General features: G+C 39.2%; 18 protein-coding genes. 10 read left to right on the forward strand and 8 right to left on the reverse strand.

All coding sequences use genetic code 11. The features are described from left to right. The first annotated feature begins 167 nt into the window (after positions 1-167). Positions 168-1,532, forward strand: coding sequence for an FAD-binding oxidoreductase (locus I858_RS12195; protein ID WP_049694642.1), 1,365 nt, complete (start codon positions 168-170; stop codon positions 1,530-1,532). A gap of 267 nt (positions 1,533-1,799) precedes the next feature. Here I858_RS12195 and I858_RS12200 read toward each other — a convergent pair whose 3' ends face one another. Further along, a complete protein-coding gene (locus tag I858_RS12200) occupies positions 1,800-2,405 on the reverse strand; it encodes a hypothetical protein (protein WP_049694764.1) in 606 nt (201 codons plus the stop codon). 331 nt (positions 2,406-2,736) lie between these two features. Beyond that, positions 2,737-3,030, reverse strand: coding sequence for a hypothetical protein (locus tag I858_RS12205; RefSeq protein ID WP_049694763.1), 294 nt, complete (start codon positions 3,028-3,030; stop codon positions 2,737-2,739). A 143-nt stretch (positions 3,031-3,173) separates the two neighbouring features. Here I858_RS12205 and I858_RS12210 point away from each other — a divergent pair, with 143 nt between their 5' ends. Continuing rightward, positions 3,174-3,842: an HAD family hydrolase gene (locus I858_RS12210; protein ID WP_338046061.1), complete on the forward strand. Its 669-nt coding sequence runs from the start codon at positions 3,174-3,176 to the stop codon at positions 3,840-3,842. Between the two features lie 174 nt (positions 3,843-4,016). On the opposite strand, the gene I858_RS12215 is transcribed toward I858_RS12210, so the two are convergent. Beyond that, on the reverse strand, positions 4,017-4,625 hold the full coding sequence (locus tag I858_RS12215) for a pyroglutamyl-peptidase I (protein ID WP_049694762.1): 609 nt from the start codon (positions 4,623-4,625) through the stop codon (positions 4,017-4,019). Between the two features lie 155 nt (positions 4,626-4,780). Here I858_RS12215 and I858_RS12220 point away from each other — a divergent pair, with 155 nt between their 5' ends. From I858_RS12220 to I858_RS17045, 5 genes are all read left to right on the forward strand, one after another. Continuing rightward, on the forward strand, positions 4,781-5,554 hold the full coding sequence (locus I858_RS12220) for a transporter substrate-binding domain-containing protein (protein WP_049694761.1): 774 nt from the start codon (positions 4,781-4,783) through the stop codon (positions 5,552-5,554). Between the two features lie 28 nt (positions 5,555-5,582). Continuing rightward, a complete protein-coding gene (locus I858_RS12225) occupies positions 5,583-6,242 on the forward strand; it encodes an amino acid ABC transporter permease (protein ID WP_049694760.1) in 660 nt (219 codons plus the stop codon). Continuing rightward, positions 6,235-6,957: an amino acid ABC transporter ATP-binding protein gene (locus tag I858_RS12230; protein ID WP_049694759.1), complete on the forward strand. Its 723-nt coding sequence runs from the start codon at positions 6,235-6,237 to the stop codon at positions 6,955-6,957. The genes I858_RS12225 and I858_RS12230 overlap by 8 nt, the downstream gene beginning before the upstream one ends. A 119-nt stretch (positions 6,958-7,076) precedes the next feature. Beyond that, positions 7,077-7,961, forward strand: a complete 885-nt coding sequence (locus I858_RS12235; protein ID WP_049694758.1) for a hypothetical protein — start codon at positions 7,077-7,079, stop codon at positions 7,959-7,961. A 185-nt stretch (positions 7,962-8,146) separates the two neighbouring features. After that, entirely contained in the window at positions 8,147-8,320 is a 174-nt protein-coding gene (locus tag I858_RS17045; RefSeq protein WP_157886518.1) for a hypothetical protein, read from the forward strand. A gap of 38 nt (positions 8,321-8,358) precedes the next feature. On the opposite strand, the gene I858_RS12240 is transcribed toward I858_RS17045, so the two are convergent. After that, positions 8,359-9,366 (reverse strand): LLM class flavin-dependent oxidoreductase, encoded by a 1,008-nt coding sequence (locus I858_RS12240; RefSeq protein ID WP_049694757.1) that lies wholly within the window; start codon positions 9,364-9,366, stop codon positions 8,359-8,361. A gap of 420 nt (positions 9,367-9,786) precedes the next feature. Between I858_RS12240 and I858_RS12245 the strand changes: the two genes are divergently transcribed. The 3 genes from I858_RS12245 (at position 9,787) to I858_RS12255 (ending at position 13,309) form a co-directional block, all read left to right on the forward strand. Next, on the forward strand, positions 9,787-10,857 hold the full coding sequence (locus tag I858_RS12245) for a Fe(3+) ABC transporter substrate-binding protein (RefSeq protein WP_049694756.1): 1,071 nt from the start codon (positions 9,787-9,789) through the stop codon (positions 10,855-10,857). 72 nt (positions 10,858-10,929) lie between these two features. Beyond that, entirely contained in the window at positions 10,930-12,561 is a 1,632-nt protein-coding gene (locus I858_RS12250) for an ABC transporter permease (protein ID WP_049694755.1), read from the forward strand. 1 nt (position 12,562) lies between these two features. Further along, positions 12,563-13,309: an ABC transporter ATP-binding protein gene (locus tag I858_RS12255; protein WP_049694754.1), complete on the forward strand. Its 747-nt coding sequence runs from the start codon at positions 12,563-12,565 to the stop codon at positions 13,307-13,309. 52 nt (positions 13,310-13,361) lie between these two features. On the opposite strand, the gene ystJ is transcribed toward I858_RS12255, so the two are convergent. The 4 genes from ystJ to I858_RS12275 all read right to left on the reverse strand — a co-directional run bounded on the left by ystJ (position 13,362) and on the right by I858_RS12275 (position 17,894). Next, positions 13,362-14,609 carry an NADP-dependent malic enzyme gene (ystJ, locus tag I858_RS12260; protein WP_049694753.1) on the reverse strand — a complete coding sequence of 416 codons (1,248 nt, stop codon included), beginning with the start codon at positions 14,607-14,609 and terminating at the stop codon, positions 13,362-13,364. Between the two features lie 178 nt (positions 14,610-14,787). Then, the gene (locus tag I858_RS12265) at positions 14,788-15,552 is read right to left on the reverse strand and encodes an SDR family NAD(P)-dependent oxidoreductase (protein ID WP_049694752.1); all 765 of its coding nucleotides are present in this window, start codon (positions 15,550-15,552) and stop codon (positions 14,788-14,790) included. Beyond that, the gene (locus I858_RS12270; protein ID WP_083553705.1) at positions 15,552-16,493 is read right to left on the reverse strand and encodes a 3-hydroxyacyl-CoA dehydrogenase family protein; all 942 of its coding nucleotides are present in this window, start codon (positions 16,491-16,493) and stop codon (positions 15,552-15,554) included. The genes I858_RS12265 and I858_RS12270 overlap by 1 nt, the downstream gene beginning before the upstream one ends. An 84-nt stretch (positions 16,494-16,577) precedes the next feature. Beyond that, on the reverse strand, positions 16,578-17,894 hold the full coding sequence (locus I858_RS12275) for a GntP family permease (protein ID WP_049694750.1): 1,317 nt from the start codon (positions 17,892-17,894) through the stop codon (positions 16,578-16,580). Positions 17,895-17,903 lie beyond the last annotated feature (9 nt).

Raw genomic sequence — 17,903 nt, forward strand, 5'->3', positions numbered from 1 at the left:
ATACTTTCTCCTCCTTCATAATTACTTGACAAAGTGTATACTATATACAGAAAGTATAGAATAGACAGATCTATTTGTATAGTGAATATTTAAGTTTTCTACTAATTAAATATGTCTTATCTCTAAAATCTAAACAACAATAAGTTCGTTAAAGGAGTTTTGTTTTTATGAACAATGAGTGGATCTGTCAGTTACAAAACAAATTAAACGAAGACCAATGCTCAATGAGTAGTAGTGAAAAATACCGGCACAGTCACGATGAATCTGACCATGTACCTGTTGAACCCGACTTGGTTTGTTTTCCTGAGTCGACAGAAGATGTAGTAGCAATTGTGCAAATTGCACAACAAGCAGCGATACCGATTACTCCATTTGGTGCGGGGTCAGGTCTAGAAGGTCAATCGATTCCTTTTAAAGGTGGTATTTCACTAAATTTTGAGCGCATGAACAAAGTGATAAAATTTTCACCAGAAGATCTATTGATTACAGTTCAACCCGGCATAACAAGACTGCAATTAAATCACTTAATCAACCGGCACGGATTGCAATTTCCAATCGACCCCGGTGCAGATGCTACGATTGGTGGAATGGTAGCTAATAACGCCAGCGGCACGACTGCTGTGCGATACGGAGTAATGCGAGACCAAGTTATAGATTTAGAAATCGTTTTAGCAGATGGAACTCGATTACATACAGGAACCAAAGCTAAAAAATCATCTTCTGGTTATCATTTAACAGGTCTTTTTACAGGATCTGAAGGCACTTTAGGCATTATCACTGAAATTACGCTCAAGCTCCATGGCATTTCGGAGCATACAATTGCAGCTAGTTGCACATTTGAAACTCCTCATCAATGTGCAGAAGCGGCACACATGATTTTACTGAGTGGCATTCCCATACAACGCATGGAGTTTGTTGATGCCTATAGTATTTCGAAAGTAAATCGTTACGGCAATTATGGACTTCCTGAAAAACATTCGTTGTTTTTTGAATTTGCGGGCATGAAAAGCGCTGTCGAAGAAGAAGCTAATTTAGCAAAAGAATTGATAATGGATATGAATGGTGAAAATTGGCGTGTAGCAGCAGACTCTGAAGAACGAGCAATGATTTGGAAAGCTCGACATGAAATGGCTTATGCATATCGCCATCAAGCAGGAATGACCATTACAGGCGGCGATGTTTGTGTTCCGATTTCAAAGCTTCCAGAACTGATCGACTATGCCCGCGAACTCATTGTCGAAAGTGGATTAGAAGGAGGAATTCTAGGTCACATCGGTGATGGCAATTTCCATACAGCCATTGCTTACGATACCACAGATCCCAAACAACGGCTCTCTGCAGAATACATTAACGAAAAACTTGCGTATCGCGCCATTAAACTCGAAGGGACTTGTACAGGAGAACATGGAGTCGGGCTTGGTAAAATGAAATACCAAGATGCTGAACACGGAGCTGCAGTAGCTGTCATGAAAAACATGAAAAAAATGTTAGATCCATCTAATTTATTAAATCCAGGGAAAATATTCACCTAGAAATTAGTTGTAAGAGATGTACTGCTTTAAAAAAATCTCTTCTATAATATTCACTACTCCCAATACACGGATAAAACGCTATTCGACTATTGATGTTGCAAGTTTTTATTGTTTGAATGGCACAATAAAGTTTATTGTCTACATAAAGCCATGTGTTCTTTTTGCTACTTTCGCCAAAAGACACCTTCGCAGGTGATTGTTGTACCGGGATTCAAAAATAATAATAAAAAGAGGAAAACCAATTTACTGGTTTTCCTCTTTTTATTATTATTCTGCGATTTTTTGTAGCAATCCTTCTTGGTCATTAAATTGAATTTTCCCGATTTTTCCTTCTATTGGCACGATGGCTTCTCCTTCATACTCAAATGTCTCTTTCTCTCCTGTTTCGTTTTCATAGATGACGTGGAACGTAAAATTATAAAGAGTTTTCTCAATTTCATTTTGTTTGATTTCAATCGCAGAAGGCGTTATTTTGTAGGCTTGATCAGAAAAACTGTATGCAAAAGCTTCTGTTTTGCTAAATGCATCATAGGTATTTTCAGTGAAATACAAAGCATACGTATCGCTCGTGTAATCGGTTAACGCCGTATATTCCGGTCCGTTCATCCACGCGTTGTAGTCTTCTTCACTCATCTCAGCTGTTTGGATTTCCATTGCCGCGTTCCATAATTCTCGGTATTTTTTGTCTGGACCGTTAAAGTGTTTTTCAATGAACGCTTGAATTACCGCTTCGTCTTTTGCAACCGACTGGGTTGATTTTTTAGCTTCTACTGTTTTTGTTTTGTCGTTTTCAGAACAACCGACAATGAGTAGGCAAGAAACGAGTACTAGCAGTAGTCCTAAAAGCAGCTTGTTTCCTATAAAAACGTTCATCCTTATTCCTCCTTCTAATTCACTCTACATCGTTTACAGAAAAGTCATTTACTGTTATACGAACTAGCTCTCCATAAGTTCCACTTTTCCCATAATAAAAAAACTTCCATCCTCATTTTTTTTGAGAGTCCGGAGGTCTTAGATTAATCACTCGATTTAGTAAAAACTTCTTTAAAGTATTCTACTGTTTTCATCTTTTCTCCAGTTTTCCGTGTGTTCTACGTAGTTTCGATAAATACTATGGTAACGAAAATCAGTTGCTTTTTTCGACAACAATAAAAAGCCACCGCGATAAGTCAGTATTCATGACTTTTCGAAATGGCTCCATGTGTTACTCTTGGTTGGATGATTTAAAGCGGTAACGAGTGTCTTCTTCGAGCTTATTGAAAACTTCGATGTAACGAATGCTACTTTGTTCGGATTCAGCGGTCAGTTCATCTCCATCGAGAATTTCAGCGAGTGGACGAGCTTCTGGTTCAATGATTGCGGAATCGAAATCGTCCATCAAGCCTTGAAGCTCTTTGTAAGTTTCAAGCGCTTTGTCTTTTTTCACTTTTTCAAACAGTCGGTCGGACTCTTCTTGTGTTAACTCTACATATCCGACTGTGATACGTTGCTTTTCCATGGTAAACCCTCCTATGACTTAATCGATAAGTTATCATTCCATACCCTCTATGCTAAAATACATAAACCTACAGCTGTCAACTACTGGATGATAGCACTAGTTTCCGCTATGATAAAAACAACAGAAAAAATGAGAAACCGGAGTTGATTGCTTTGCGCGTAGCCATATTCGATTTTGATGGAACTTTGTATTCGAAAGAAACTTTCCAACTCATGATGAATCATTTAAAAAATCATCCTACTCACAGCAAACGTTACCGCCAATTTTACCGGAATATCATGCCTCCTTATATCGGTCATAAACTTAAAATTTATCCTGAGAGAAAAATGCGTGAACGTTCGGTTCAAGCGTATTTATCTGCTTTGGAAACGTTCACCAAGGTCGAACTCGAGCAGTTTTTCGGCGAAATTGCAGATCAAATGCATGATGATATGAATCCGAATGTTGTTGATCGATTACAAGCACATGTAGCCAACAACGATTACGTTATGCTTGTATCTGGTGCTTTTACACCGCTTTTGCATGCGGTCACTAAAACATTGCCGATTAAAACCATCATTGGAACAGAAGTTCTTTACAATAATAATATTGTCGATCACCGCACTCCGTTATCTCATATTCAAGGACCATTAAAAACGATAAAAATTGAAGAAGCACTCGAAGGTTGGGAGATTGACTGGGCTAATAGTTATGCTTACGGTGACAGCTATTCCGACTTACCTGTACTAGAACTGGTTGGTCATCCCATAGCTGTTCAACCGAAAGCTGATTTACGAAAAGTAGCGGAAAAACGCAACTGGGAAATCATGTAATCGTAAGAAAAGCATTGGCCGAAGCCTGCGAGGACAAGCTTTTGTGACGATGAGGCTGAAGCTGAGCCCACCGGCAAGCGAAGCGGCCAGCCCAATTGGAGATTATACATCACTATTCAATTTAATAAGACTTTGTCTACAGCCTAAAACAGACCGCAAATGCGGTCTGTTTTTTTAGTTTTCACTTAATACGCGAATACAAACTTGAACTCCTTTTAACAAATCCTCATGTGACCAACTCGGAATGTTACCGTGCTGAATAGCTAATTCGTGTGATGCCGGAATGTGGATAAATCCTGTAGGTAAATCAGGTTTATTCGTTTTAGCATAATACAACCCTTCGTACATTACGTTGTTGCATAAATATGCACCTGCTGTATTTGAAATGGCTGCAGGCAAACCGTTTGCAAGCAAGCCATCTACCATTTGTCGAATCGGCAAAGTAGATAAATAAGCCGCTTCTCCTCTTTCTCGTATCGGTTCATCAATCGGCTTAATGCCTTTGTTATCCGTATCTCCATCTTTCACATTTAACGCAATTCGCTCTGGTGTGATCTTATAACGCCCTGCAGCAAGTCCAAGTGAAATAACTGCATCCGGCTGGTCTTCTTTAATAAAGTTCAACAAAAAATCTCCAGATAAATTAAAATCTACCGGTATAATTTTGCCAATAATTTCATAGTCTCCGATGTTTGTTCCGTGAAGTGATTCCACAATTTTCATTGTGGGATTGATCATATAATCCAGAAACGGCTCAAAGCCAGTGAGTAATAATTTCTTCAATCTAATCCCCTCCTAGTTGGTAGTATACACAGCCGGCATGCTGTTTCCCATAAATATAATACCACATTTAAAATTTCAGAAAACCTTCCCATAATTAAAATACTGTGTTAAAATTCACTATAACGAATAATTATACAAAAACAGGAGGAATATTCATGACTCGTAAAAACTTATTTATAGCTTTATTTGCATCATCCGTATTATTTTTAGGCGCTTGTGGAAATGCTAGTAAACAAGATTCTTCAGAAGAAAAAAAAATACTAGAAATGGGGACCTCTGCCGAATTTGCTCCATTTGAATCACGTAACCCTGAAGGCGAAATTGTCGGATTTGATATCGACTTGGCAAATCACATTGCAGATGAACTTGGCTATGAACTCAAAATTACCGATATGAAGTTTGATGGCTTGATTGGTGCATTACAAAACGATCGCGTGGATATGGTTATTGCAGGCATGTCTGCAACTGAATCCCGTAAAGAAAACGTTGATTTTTCGACAGAATATAATCATTCAGGTGAAATGTTTGTCACTGCTAAAGGGTCTGAACTGACGAGTCTTGAATCGTTAGAAGGCAAAACGGTTGGTGTTCAACTTGGCACCATTCAAGAAGAAGGGGCAGAGAAGATTATTGCCGATAAAGAAGTCAATTTTGAACTAAAAGCTTTAGATGATTCTGGTGCACTAATACAAGAAATCTTGTCAGGTCGCATTGATGCCGCCTATATGGATAAGCAAGTAGCACTTGGCTATATCGAAGCACAAGATCTTGGTGCATTTGATGACCCAACCACCGCTTCACCTGGTATGGCTGTTGCATTTCCAAAAGACAGTGAACTTGTAGAAGAGGTAAACGACGTACTCGCTAGCATGAAAGAAAGTGGCGAGTTGGATAAACTAAAAGAAGAATGGCTGACAGAAGAACAATAAATTGACTTGCAGAAATGAGAGGTATTTTATGAATCTTGATTTTTCACAAATCGTCCCTTATATCCCTTTTATGTTGGAAGGGATATGGGTTACGTTAAAATTTGTATTTTTTGCTATTATTCTTGGCTCCATTCTTGGCATTTTATTGGCTTTGTTTAAAATTGGTAGCGTTAAACCAGCACGCTGGTTTGCCGATGCTTATACATCTATTTTTCGTGGAACACCGTTAATTCTTCAATTGATGATTATCTATTATTCAATTCCACAATTGACTGGCTTTGATATATCACCGTTTCTTTCTGCAATTCTTGCATTTGGACTTAATTCTTCTGCTTATATATCCGAAATCATTCGTGCAGGAATTCAAGCAGTCGATAAAGGTCAAACAGAAGCCGCACAAGCTCTGGGTGTGCCTTACAGCGCTATGATGAAAGACATTATTTTGCCGCAAGCACTTAAAAACATCTTGCCTGCATTAATGAATGAATTTATTACCTTAACTAAAGAATCTGCGATCGTCTCCACAATTGGCTATCTGGATCTCATGAGACGTGCACAAGTAGTCGGCGCAGACCTGTTTCGCAACTTTGAGCCACTGTTGTTTGTCGGTGTCATTTATTGGTGCCTAGTGATGGGCTTGACGATGATTGGAAGAGTTTTCGAACGGAGGCTGAAACAAAGTGATTAATGTACAACAGTTACACAAGAAATTCGGTTCCCATGAAGTACTGAGTGACATTTCTACTTCTGTCGCAACAGGAGAAGTCGTTTCGATTATTGGACCTTCTGGATCAGGCAAATCTACATTTTTACGGTGCTTGAATTTATTAGAAATTCCAACTTCTGGCACTATTGAAATTAACGGCACAAGTTTAACGGCTTCTAAAAAGTCGATCCACAAAATCCGCCAAGAAATTGGCATGGTTTTTCAACACTTTCATTTATTCCCTCATTTAACGGTGCTTGAAAACTTAACTTACGCTCCGATAAAAGCCAAAGGTATAAAAAAAGAAGAAGCAGATCTAAAAGCTCGTGTTTTATTAAAGCGTGTTGGGTTGTCAGAAAAAGAAACGGCTTATCCAAATAGCTTATCCGGTGGTCAAAAACAACGTGTCGCAATTGCTCGTGCGTTAGCTATGGAGCCTGAACTCATGTTGTTTGATGAACCTACGTCGGCACTCGATCCTGAAATGGTAAAAGAAGTGCTCGACGTAATGAAAGACTTAGCAAAATCAGGCATGACCATGGTGGTCGTTACACATGAAATGGGTTTTGCTCGTGAAGTCGCAGATCGTGTCTTGTTCTTAGACCACGGTGCTTTGGTTGAAGAAGGCAAACCTAACGAATTTTTCAATGATCCAAAAACCGCACGCGCCAAAGATTTTTTAGATAAGGTTTTATAACAGGTATCCAATTGGGTACTTTTTTTTGTTCATTGGATGCTCAAATGTTCACGGGCGGTGACTATTTGGGCGTGTTATAATCACTACTGGATAACTTGTAGAAAACAGAGGTGGAAAATGTGTTACGAAAAATAATTGTTTTAATAAGCGTCGTATTTTTCATGACGTTGATTGTGTTTACTGCTGTCATGTTTTTAACAAATGAAGTGGAACTTTATTCTGAAAATAATGTTTCTTTAACCATTAAAAAACCCACTTTCATTTCACTCAGTGAACCGGAAGTGACAAAACAAGAAACAGATAAGACACAAGTTTTTAATCTGACATTGCTTGGTCTGCAAGTAGGAACCTATACGTTAGTTGACCGATCTCTAGAAAATGGCACTTCGATCATTTTCGAAAAAATTGAAAATACCGGTTGGATTCCTTATACTTTTTCATTGAATCTCACCAATATAGAGGATGCTGAATTTGAGTCATGGAACCCAGAATCGACTGTTGCACTTGACGAAGCGATTTATGGAACAGATCCTACGACAAATCCTTATGGTGTTTTCAAAACGAAAAACGGCGAAATTTTAGTAGGAAATGTTTACGTATCTCGCAATCTTCAATTGGGTAACGGCGACTGGGTACAAGAACTGCGCCATGAAATTGCTGAATTTACAAACGAAGAAGGCGTCCTGTCGAAAAGTTTATGGTTGCCGCCAAAACACACAAGTTATACGTGGTTAATGGCTTCTCAAGAGCCGTTTTTTGAAACAGACAAAGCAGAAGATGAGTGGATCTCATTTTCACTTCAAAACCGCTTGTCACAGTTGAACTGGCTTACTCCAAAGGGACCACTAGTTAAGCTCGAGCTAACAGACGATCCCAGAACACAAATGGCTTATGGTTATATCGATAAACGAACAGCCGATTTACCTTCGGTAGAATGGCAAGAGTCATCGCCTTCTCTATTTTTTGAATCGATGGTATTAAACGCAGAAATCAATCAGCAATGACAAAGAAAAACGTTAAAGCTATGGCTTTAACGTTTTTTTATAAATTACTTTATCGATTTTGTAGTTTCTCTTTATTACTTAAACAACTCGCTAGCTATTTAACTGAATAATCTGTATAATTGATGTGAATCAAATAAAGTAATCTATTTCCTGTGGCTGCTGAAAAGTAAACGAGGAGGTTGGTCATGATGGAACACAAAGTACTCGATCCACGAGAAGTTGAACTTCGTCTTGATGAAGATTTTAATGCAATGCTGAATATGATTGGCGAAGGAGCACCCGTATTTTCATTTTATGAACACCAAGTGATGGCAGAAGAACAAACCCCTGAAGAACATACAAGCAAAGAACTTCATTAATCTAGCTAAAAAACCCCGTTCTGAGAACGGGGTTTTTCTTATTCCATCATTTCTGCTAAATATTCATACGACTGCAAACGATCTTCTTGGTAAAAAACCGCTGAATTGACAATGATCTCATTGGCTCTAGTTTTAAGAATAAAATTTTCCAGTTTTTGTTTCACGACTTCCGATGTCCCCACCATCATCGATTCAGAATCCAATTTGTCGCGGAAAATGGCAATTTCACGATCTGTCCACACCTCTTCTAGATTATCAATAGGCGGTTGGAATGTTGTTGGTTCTCCGCGCATCAACGAAAACATTTGTTGCTGTGAAGACGTGGCTAACCACTCAGCGCGTTCTTGCGTTTCCGCAATTATAATATTAACACCCAGCATAGCATATGGTGCGTCTAACGCTTTTGATGGTTTAAAGTTTTGATGATACAACTGCAAAGCTTGCATCATGTAATCCGGTGCAAAATGGCTAGCAAATGAAAACGGTAAGCCTTTTAATGCAGCGAGCTGCGCACTAAATCCACTTGACCCAAGTAGCCAAAGAGGAATTTTCAAATTAGTACCAGGAAAAGCACGAACACGACCAACTGGATTTTCCGAAAAGTAATTTTCCAGTTCAGCTACTTGTTGTGGGAAATCTTCGCCATTGCTCTGTAAACTCCGACGTAGTGCATGAGCTGTCGCTTGATCGCTACCCGGTGCGCGTCCTAATCCTAAATCGATGCGTCCAGGATAAATAGTTTCTAATGTACCAAATTGCTCAGCAATCACAAGCGGTGCGTGATTGGGAAGCATAACCCCACCTGAACCAACACGAATAGACTTTGTCGCCCCTGCAATATGTCCAATGAGAACCGACGTTGCAGAACTACCAATGCCTGGCATATTATGATGTTCAGCTAACCAATAGCGATTAAACCCTAATTTTTCAACTCGTTGTGCGAGCTCTACACTATTTTTGAAAGTCTGTGCTGTTTCCGCACCTTCATTAATTGGTGCCAAATCGAGCACAGCTAATGGAATATTTTCGAATTTCTTAGTTTGCATAACCATTTCACTCCTATTCCTCTTCATTGTAGCGATGTTTAACAAAAACATCCTTTCTTCTGCTCAAACAAAGAAAAGCAAAAGCGCCTGTGTAGATTTGACGGGCACAAGACAAACCGGCAAAACGGTATGTTTTAGTCGCACAGCCAGAGTGGCTGATGATCCCAAGAGTCGGCTATTGATTTGCCAATTGAATAGTAAAAAAACAGAACATTAACGCACGCATAGCCAAGTCAAGTAATGCGTAGAGTTTACTCTACATATAAACTTATTCTCCTATGCTCAACTTTTAGACACAATTAAAAATAAAACGGTAGACATCGCTGTTTGTGATTGACATTCTCAATTAGCACTTTATAATTGAGGTTGAGAATGGTTTTCATTTAACTTCTCAATTACATACTAAAAGGAGAGACATTCATGAAAAAATCCTTATACTTCATTTTGGCATTGTTACTGCTTGTTTTAGCAGCATGTGGCAATAACGAGGCATCTGAGCCAACAAAAGATGATGCGCCGGAAGAAGAAGCAACAGAAAGTACAGAAGTTAACCTATATACAGCAAGACATTACGATGTAGACGACGAACTTTATAAAAAATTCGAAGAAGAAACAGGCGTTAAAGTAAACTTAATCAAAGGTGACGCAGATGAGCTTCTTGAACGCATCAAACGCGAAGGAGACGGCACAGAAGCTGATTTATTCTTAACAGCAGATGCTGGACGTTTATACCGCGCCAAGGAAGATGGTTTGTTACAAGCTGTATCAAGTGATTTATTAGAAGAGCAAATCCCTGAAAACTATCGTGACACTGATCAAATGTGGTACGGTTTAACAAAACGTGCACGAATTATGGTTTATAATGAAGATACTGTAAAACCTGAAGACTTATCAACATATGAAGCATTGACAGAAGACGAGTGGAATGGCCGTGTGTTAATTCGCGGTTCTGAAAATATTTACAACCAATCTTTACTCGCTTCATTTATCGAAATTGAAGGTGAAGAAAAAGCCAAAGAATGGGCTGCAGGACTTGTCAATAACTTTGCACGCGATCCTGAAGGCGGAGATCGTGACCAAGCAAAAGCAATTGCAGCTGGAATTGGCGATGTTGCGATTATGAACAGTTATTACTTTGGTCAAATGTTAAATTCTGAAGATCCAGCTGAAGTTGAAATTGCAGAAGGTCTAGGCATCTTCTTCCCGAACCAAGAAACAACCGGTACTCATGTTAACGTTAGTGGTGCAGGTGTTGTAAAAACGTCAAAAAATAAAGAAAATGCAATTAAATTACTTGAGTTTTTGTCAGCTCCTGATGCACAAGAAACATTTGCAGAAGCAAACTACGAATACCCAGTAAACGAAGCAGTTGAACCTTCTGAGTTGCTTAAATCATGGGGTGATTTTAAAGAGCAAGATATCCCACTTTCTGCACTAGGAGACAATAATGCTAAGTCAATTTTGATCTTTAACGAGGTAGGCTGGAAATAATCAACGAGATCTTCCCTTGCTGTAGTTTTTAACGGCAAGGGATTTCTAGCGATTGGAAAGGCGGCTAAAGCCATGCAAAGAAGGTTAGCAAATATAAACGTTTGGACGGTTGCAGCTTTAGTCATTATCGCTGCCTTGTTTTTGCCAAACATGACGATTGTGACAGGTTTATTTACTCCATCTAATGAAAATTGGGAGCATATGAAGGAATTTGTTCTTTGGTCCTTTGTTCAAAACTCCTTGATTCTTGTGGTAGCTACTGCTATTTCAACGATTTTCATTGGGCTAAGCCTGGCTTGGCTAATTGCTCAGTATCAGTTCCCTTTCAGAAAATTTTTAAAATGGGCACTGATTCTTCCGCTTTCCATTCCGCCATTTATTGGAGCCTATACGTATCATGGAATATTTAACTACACGGGAGTTATCCAAACGACACTTCGTGAAAAGTTCGATATGGAACTAAATCCTGCTCATTTCGATATCATGAATTTGCCAGGAGCCATTTTCATTTATACGGTTTTCTTATATCCTTACGTTTATACCATCACGCAAGTTTTTCTTGCGCAGCAATCTGCTTCGTTAATCGAAAGCACACGACTACTAGGCAAAGGTCCATGGCGCACATTTTTCCAAGTAGTTGTTCCGATATCGCGAATTTCTATAATTGCGGGTGCTAGTTTAGTGGTTTTAGAGGTGTTGAATGATTATGGAGTCGTGAAATATTATGGCATTCAGACGTTTACAACAGCGATTTTCCAATCGTGGTTTGGGTTAGGAGATATCGAAACTTCTATTAAACTTGCAGCTTCTTTAATGGGATTTGTTATTTTGATTTTACTGATTGAAAAAATTCTTCGTGGCAGACGCCAATATAGCTATTCTTCCACTAAAGTTCGGCCATTGCCGCTCATTAAGTTAACCGGCTGGAAAGCATTTGCTGCCGCAAGCTATGGTTTAGGAATCTTGTCAGTAGGATTTTTCATTCCCATTGCGCAACTAGTCGATTGGACGATTTTAACTTTCGGAACCATTCCAGTCGATGAATTTTTATCCTACATTAGAAACTCAGTCTTTGTAGCAGGATTTAGTGCTGCAACGATTATTGTTTTCGCCTTGATTGTCGGCAATTTCGCACGTCTTGTCCAAGGACGAGTAGCTAAATTATTGCCGAAACTAACGGTTCTCGGTTATTCTATTCCTGGAGCTGTTATTGCAGTCGCTGTCGTTACTGCTTTTGTGGCATTAGATGAATTTTTAGCACCTCTTTACAAACTAGCAGGCATGAATACGACACTTGTACTGAGCGTCAGCATTATCTTGCTCGTAACAGCTTATATCATTCGTTTCTTTGCCATTGGGTATAGTTCGATTGAGACTGGTTATGATAAAATCGGAACCGACTTCCAAGATGCTTCGCGGCTTCTGGGAGCAGGACTTACAAGAACATTCTTTAAAGTAGATATGCCAATGATGAAAGGCGCAATCATTAGCGGATTTATTCTAGTCTTTATCGATGTATTAAAAGAAATCCCACTAACTTTAATTTTAAGACCATTTAACTTTGATACACTATCTACGAAAGCTTTCCAGTACGCGAGCGATGAAAAGATCATGGAAGCTTCTCAAGCTTCTTTATTGATTGTTGGTATCAGTGCTCTGGCAATTGTGGTCTTTTATAAGTTTTTGGAAAAGGAGTTGGATTAATATGTTCGTAACCATTGAAAATCTCTGTTTTTCTTATCCAAACACAAAAGCAGTTGCACTTGATAACTTTTCTTTAGAGATTGAAAAAGGAGAAGTCATTTCCATTCTTGGCCGAAGCGGTAGCGGGAAAAGTACCGTTCTTCGTCTTCTTGCTGGCCTTGAAAATCCTTCACTCGGAACAGTAACGATTCAAGATCAAGTTTTATGTGATGAAAAAACATTTATACAGCCTGAAAAAAGAGGGATCGGCATGGTGTTTCAGGATTATGCATTATTTCCTCACATGACAGTTGCCGATAATATTTTGTTTGGACTGTTTCGCATGAAAAAAGCGGACAAAAAGAAACGACTTCAAGAAGTATTAGAGCTAGTTGAATTAGAAGGCTATGAAAAGCGGTATCCTCACCAATTAAGTGGTGGGCAACAACAGCGTGTGGCAATTGCCCGAGCGCTTGCGCCTAATCCTCATCTTCTCTTGCTTGATGAGCCATTTAGCAATTTGGATGCAGAGTTACAAGAAAAAATACGGAAAGAATTGCGTGACATTCTAAAAAAAGCGAACATTACTTCTATTTTTGTGACACATGACGAAAAAGATGCACATATTTTAGCAGATCGGATTGTTAAAATTAAAAATGGTCACACTGACTTTATAGGTCGCCCGTGTGATTTACTCGACGTATACCGTCAAGAAGGTCACAGTGAAACTGCTGTTCCACTAGAAGAAAAACAATTAATGCATAGCTAAAAATAGCCAACTCTCTTTTATTTACTAAAAGAAGGTTGGCTGTTTTTTGTTATTACGAATTATGATTTTCTCCAATTGTTGATAAACTCGCTGTCTTTTGCATCACATCTTCTGTTTCAATGGTTTTGCGTGCCACACCTGTTTCGATAGCAGCTTTAGCAACTGCTGCAGCTACAGCCGAAGCTACACGTAAATCGAATGGCTTTGGAATAACGTAATCCTCATGAAGCTCATTTGTCTCAAGCAAGCCTGCAATGGCTTCGACTGCAGCGATTTTCATTGCATCATTAATATCTGTCGCCAATACATCCAGTGCGCCTCTAAAAAGTCCGGGGAATGCTAAAACGTTATTCACTTGGTTTGGAAAATCAGAACGCCCTGTTCCAACAACTTTTGCACCAGCTTTTTTCGCTAAATGTGGCAGAATTTCAGGATTCGGATTAGCCATTGCAAAAATAATTGCATCACGATTCATTGAACGTACCATGTCTTCAGTCAATGCGCCTTCTGCTGAAACGCCAATGAAAATGTCTGCTCCTTGAATGACATCGGCAAGTTGACCTTGGTTGCGTTCATAATTGCTCATTTCAGCCACTTCTTCTTTAAATGGATTCATGCCGTGGGGACGTCCTTTATAGATAGCACCTTTAGTATCACACATAATCAACTGTCCAAACCCAAACTTACTTAGTAATTTAACGATAGCAATTCCCGCAGCTCCTGCGCCGTTGACTACAACTTTGGTTTCTTGCACGTCTTTGCCTACCAATTTCAACGCGTTGATCAACCCAGCAAGTGTCACAATTGCCGTGCCGTGTTGATCATCATGAAATACAGGAATGCCCATTTCTTTTTTCAGCCTTTCTTCCACAATAAAACAAGTAGGAGCTGAAATGTCTTCGAGATTGACTCCGCCAAATCCAGGTTCGAGCAACTTTACCGTTTGAATAATCAACTCAGCATCCGTTGTATCCAAACATATTGGAAACGCATCGACACCCGCGAATTCCTTAAACAGCACAGCCTTGCCTTCCATTACAGGTAACGATGCAAGAGGTCCGATATTGCCTAAACCTAGAACAGCAGTTCCATCTGTGACAACGGCTACCATATTGCTCTTCATCGTGTACTCATGAACCTTTGATGGATCTGCAGCAATTTCTCTACAAGGTTCAGCTACTCCTGGAGAATAAGCAAGACTCAAGTCTCTTTCGTTTTCCACCGCCACTTTTGAACGAATCTCTAGTTTGCCTTGATGCATTCTATGCAATTGCAGCGAATCACTCTTTAAATTGGACATTTGCCTCATCTCCTTCTATTCATAATTGTTTATTATATAGCGTATTCACATAATAAAAAGAGTTTTCACTTATTTTAGATATTATTCAGACTTTAGGCGGATAAGACGATCGAGTATGATCATTTGATAAATTTACTAACTTAAGGAGCAGTAAAATTCTCTCTTTCTTTTTTTAGAGTTAAATAGCAGTCCAGCCTCCATCTACTTTAATGGTTTCACCTGTTACAAAATTAGCTAAGTTTGACGCTAAATACAGGACTGCTCCCGAAATATCTTCAGGTTGCGCCAAACCATCAAGTAAAATTCTCCTGTCAACATCGTTTTTAAACTCTTTATTTTCAAACATCTTTGCAGTAAACTCTGTTTCTATAAACGTCGGTGCCACCGCATTCACTCGTATTCCTTGCTGTGCCCATTCAACAGCTAAAGCTTTTGTCAGCTGAACCAATCCACCTTTACTTGAACAATAAGCTGCTCGCTTTACATAGCCAACAAACGCCATTTGTGAAGCAATATTTATAATACGTCCATTTTTTTGTTCGAGCATATAACGAGCTGCTGCTTGACTAGCAAAGAATGCCGTTTTCAAATTCAAATCTAACACTGTATCCCAATCAGCTTCGGTAACTTCCATAGCCGGTTTGGCAATATTGATACCTGCATTGTTAATTAGTACATCGATCGTTCCAAACTCAGCCGCTGCTTGATCAATCAACGTTCTTACTTCTTCAATACTACTCAAGTCACCACACACAGCCATGCATTTGGAATTGTGTTTTTGTAATTCTGTTAAGGTAGCTGTAAGGTCTTTTTGATTTCTACCAGATATCACTACATTGGCTTGTAACTTCGCGAAAGTTAACGCAATATCTTTGCCAATTCCTTTGCTACTTCCAGTAACAATCACGGTTTTGTTTTTCAGTTCAGAAAAGTAATTGCTCATTATAAATTCCCTCCCTTTAAATCGTTTTTCAAAAAGTGAATCAAGGTCTGTTCGCGCTCTTCGTTTAACATTGCTGAAACCTCGGGCTCCCACAAATAAAAGCCTTGCCCGGTTTTATCGCCTAATTTGTTTTCCTCTACGAGTTGAGTCAAGATTTTACCAGATTGCTGATCTGTTGATAATTCTTCAAATAAGTAATTAGAGATTGCTGAAAAAACATCCAATCCCCCCATGTCCGCTGACATCAATGGACCAGTTATCGGCAAACGACGCCCAATGCTGTACGTTACAGCTGCATCAATATCTTCTTTTGAAGCCGCTCCAGCATCTAGCAATGCTTGTGCTTCCCGAAATAAAGCATATTGCAGTCGATTGCCAATAAATCCTGGAATTTCTTTATGCAGCAACACCGCTTTCTTATTCATCTTTTTCAACACTGTCATGGCTCGTGCTACTGTTTTTTCATGTGTATGTTCTCCTTTAACAACTTCTACTAAAGGAATAAGATGGGCCGGATTCCAAAAATGTGTAACAACAAAACGTTCAGGATGTTTCATATCAGCTGCTAGTAAACTCGGTTTAAAACCTGAAGTATTGCTCGCAATAACTACATCGTCTTCTACTAAGGTTTCAAGTTTATTGTATAGCTCTTTTTTTAAATCTAAAACTTCAGGAACTACTTCTACAATAAAAGTCGCTTCTAACACAGCTTCTTCTAAAAAAGTGGTAAAAGTAATCCGTGTTCTAATTTCTTTTGCTTGTTTTGCAGTGAACAACTCGTTTTCAACCATGACTTCTAATTTTTTGCCTAAGCCTTTGTCAGCGTTTTCAATATCTTGTTGATTTATCCCATATACTTTCACAAATTGATTGCCCCATGCTGCTGACAACGCAATCGAATGTCCCATCGTACCTGCTCCAAGAATCGAAATTTTTTCCATTGCGTTCACTCCTTTAGCTCCTCATCGTACAATACAAATTGCCCAACAAACTGTTAGTCACTGTGTTTGCTGGGCAATTTAATCTTATAAGCCTACTGAGAATAATATAACTGCTAAAACGGCACCAATTAATGGGACCACTACAGTCAGTGCACCAAATGCAGGATACGCATCGCGATGTGTTTCACCTGCAATAGAGCGAATCGTTGTTACTACATATCCTCCTTGAGGCATCGAGTCTAATGATCCTGAAGAAATAGAGACCGTTCTATGCAACGCTTCTGGGTCGACACCCATATCCAAATAATGAGGTGCCAGTAGTGGCAAAGCAATAGCCTGTCCACCAGAAGATGAGCCTGTCAAACCTGCAATAACAGCTACGGCAAGTGCACCACCAATTAATGGGCTACCTGGAATACCTGTCATGACATCCACTGCTGCTTCAAAAGAGGGTGTAGCTTTTACAACGCCCCCAAAGCCAACTACCGCTGCCGTATTAGCAATTGCGATAACTGCTCCTAAGGCTCCTTCACTAAAAGCATGACTGATATCTTGAAAATATTTTCTATTGATAAAATAAGTCGCAGCAATTCCTCCAGTTAATGCAATGATTAATGCTGAAGTTCCCAATGAGTTATGAAACAAAAATGAGATACCCAAAACGACTACAAGCGGAATCATACTAAGTAAAGGATTTGGTAGTTCTGTACGTTCTTCTACAGAAGGATCTGTTTTTCTTGAAACAAATCGCTCGCCTTTTGCCATTGCTTTGGCAATCATTTTCTTCAGCCACCAATAGCCAAAAATCATCATGAACAAGGCCACACAAATACTGACTTCCCATCCAGCGTATGGAGAAGTTCCTAAAAATTCAATCGGAATCCAGTTTTGAATTTCAGGTGAGCCAGCAGAAGTCATTGTGAAAGTCGTAGATCCAAAGGCAAGTGCTGCTGGAATAAAACGACGTGGCAAATCAGCTTGTCTAAACAAACTAAGTGCCATTGGGTATACTGAAAAAGCTACAACAAACAAGCTAACCCCACCATAAGTTAAGACTGCACATGCCAGTACTACGGCTAAAGCTGCTCGTTTCATACCAATTTTGCTGACAATCCATTTTGAAACACTGTCAGCCGCTCCACTATCTTCCATCACTTTACCAAAAATCGCACCGGTCAAAAACATCAAATACCAAGAAGCGATAAATCCTGTAAAGCCAGTCATATAGTTTGTTAAAAAATTGGCTGCTCCGTCGTCAGCAAGTTGTGGAAATAACGGCAACCCATTAAATACGGCTACAAGTAACGCAGTCAATGGTGCCGCGATCAGCAAATTCATTCCACGCATCGTCAAAATGATTAATAAAATCAAGCCTCCAAACATTCCAATCATACCAAGCATTGAAACAAC

Origin of the sequence: Planococcus versutus, assembly GCF_001186155.3 — a bacterium.
Lineage (GTDB): Bacteria > Bacillota > Bacilli > Bacillales_A > Planococcaceae > Planococcus > Planococcus versutus.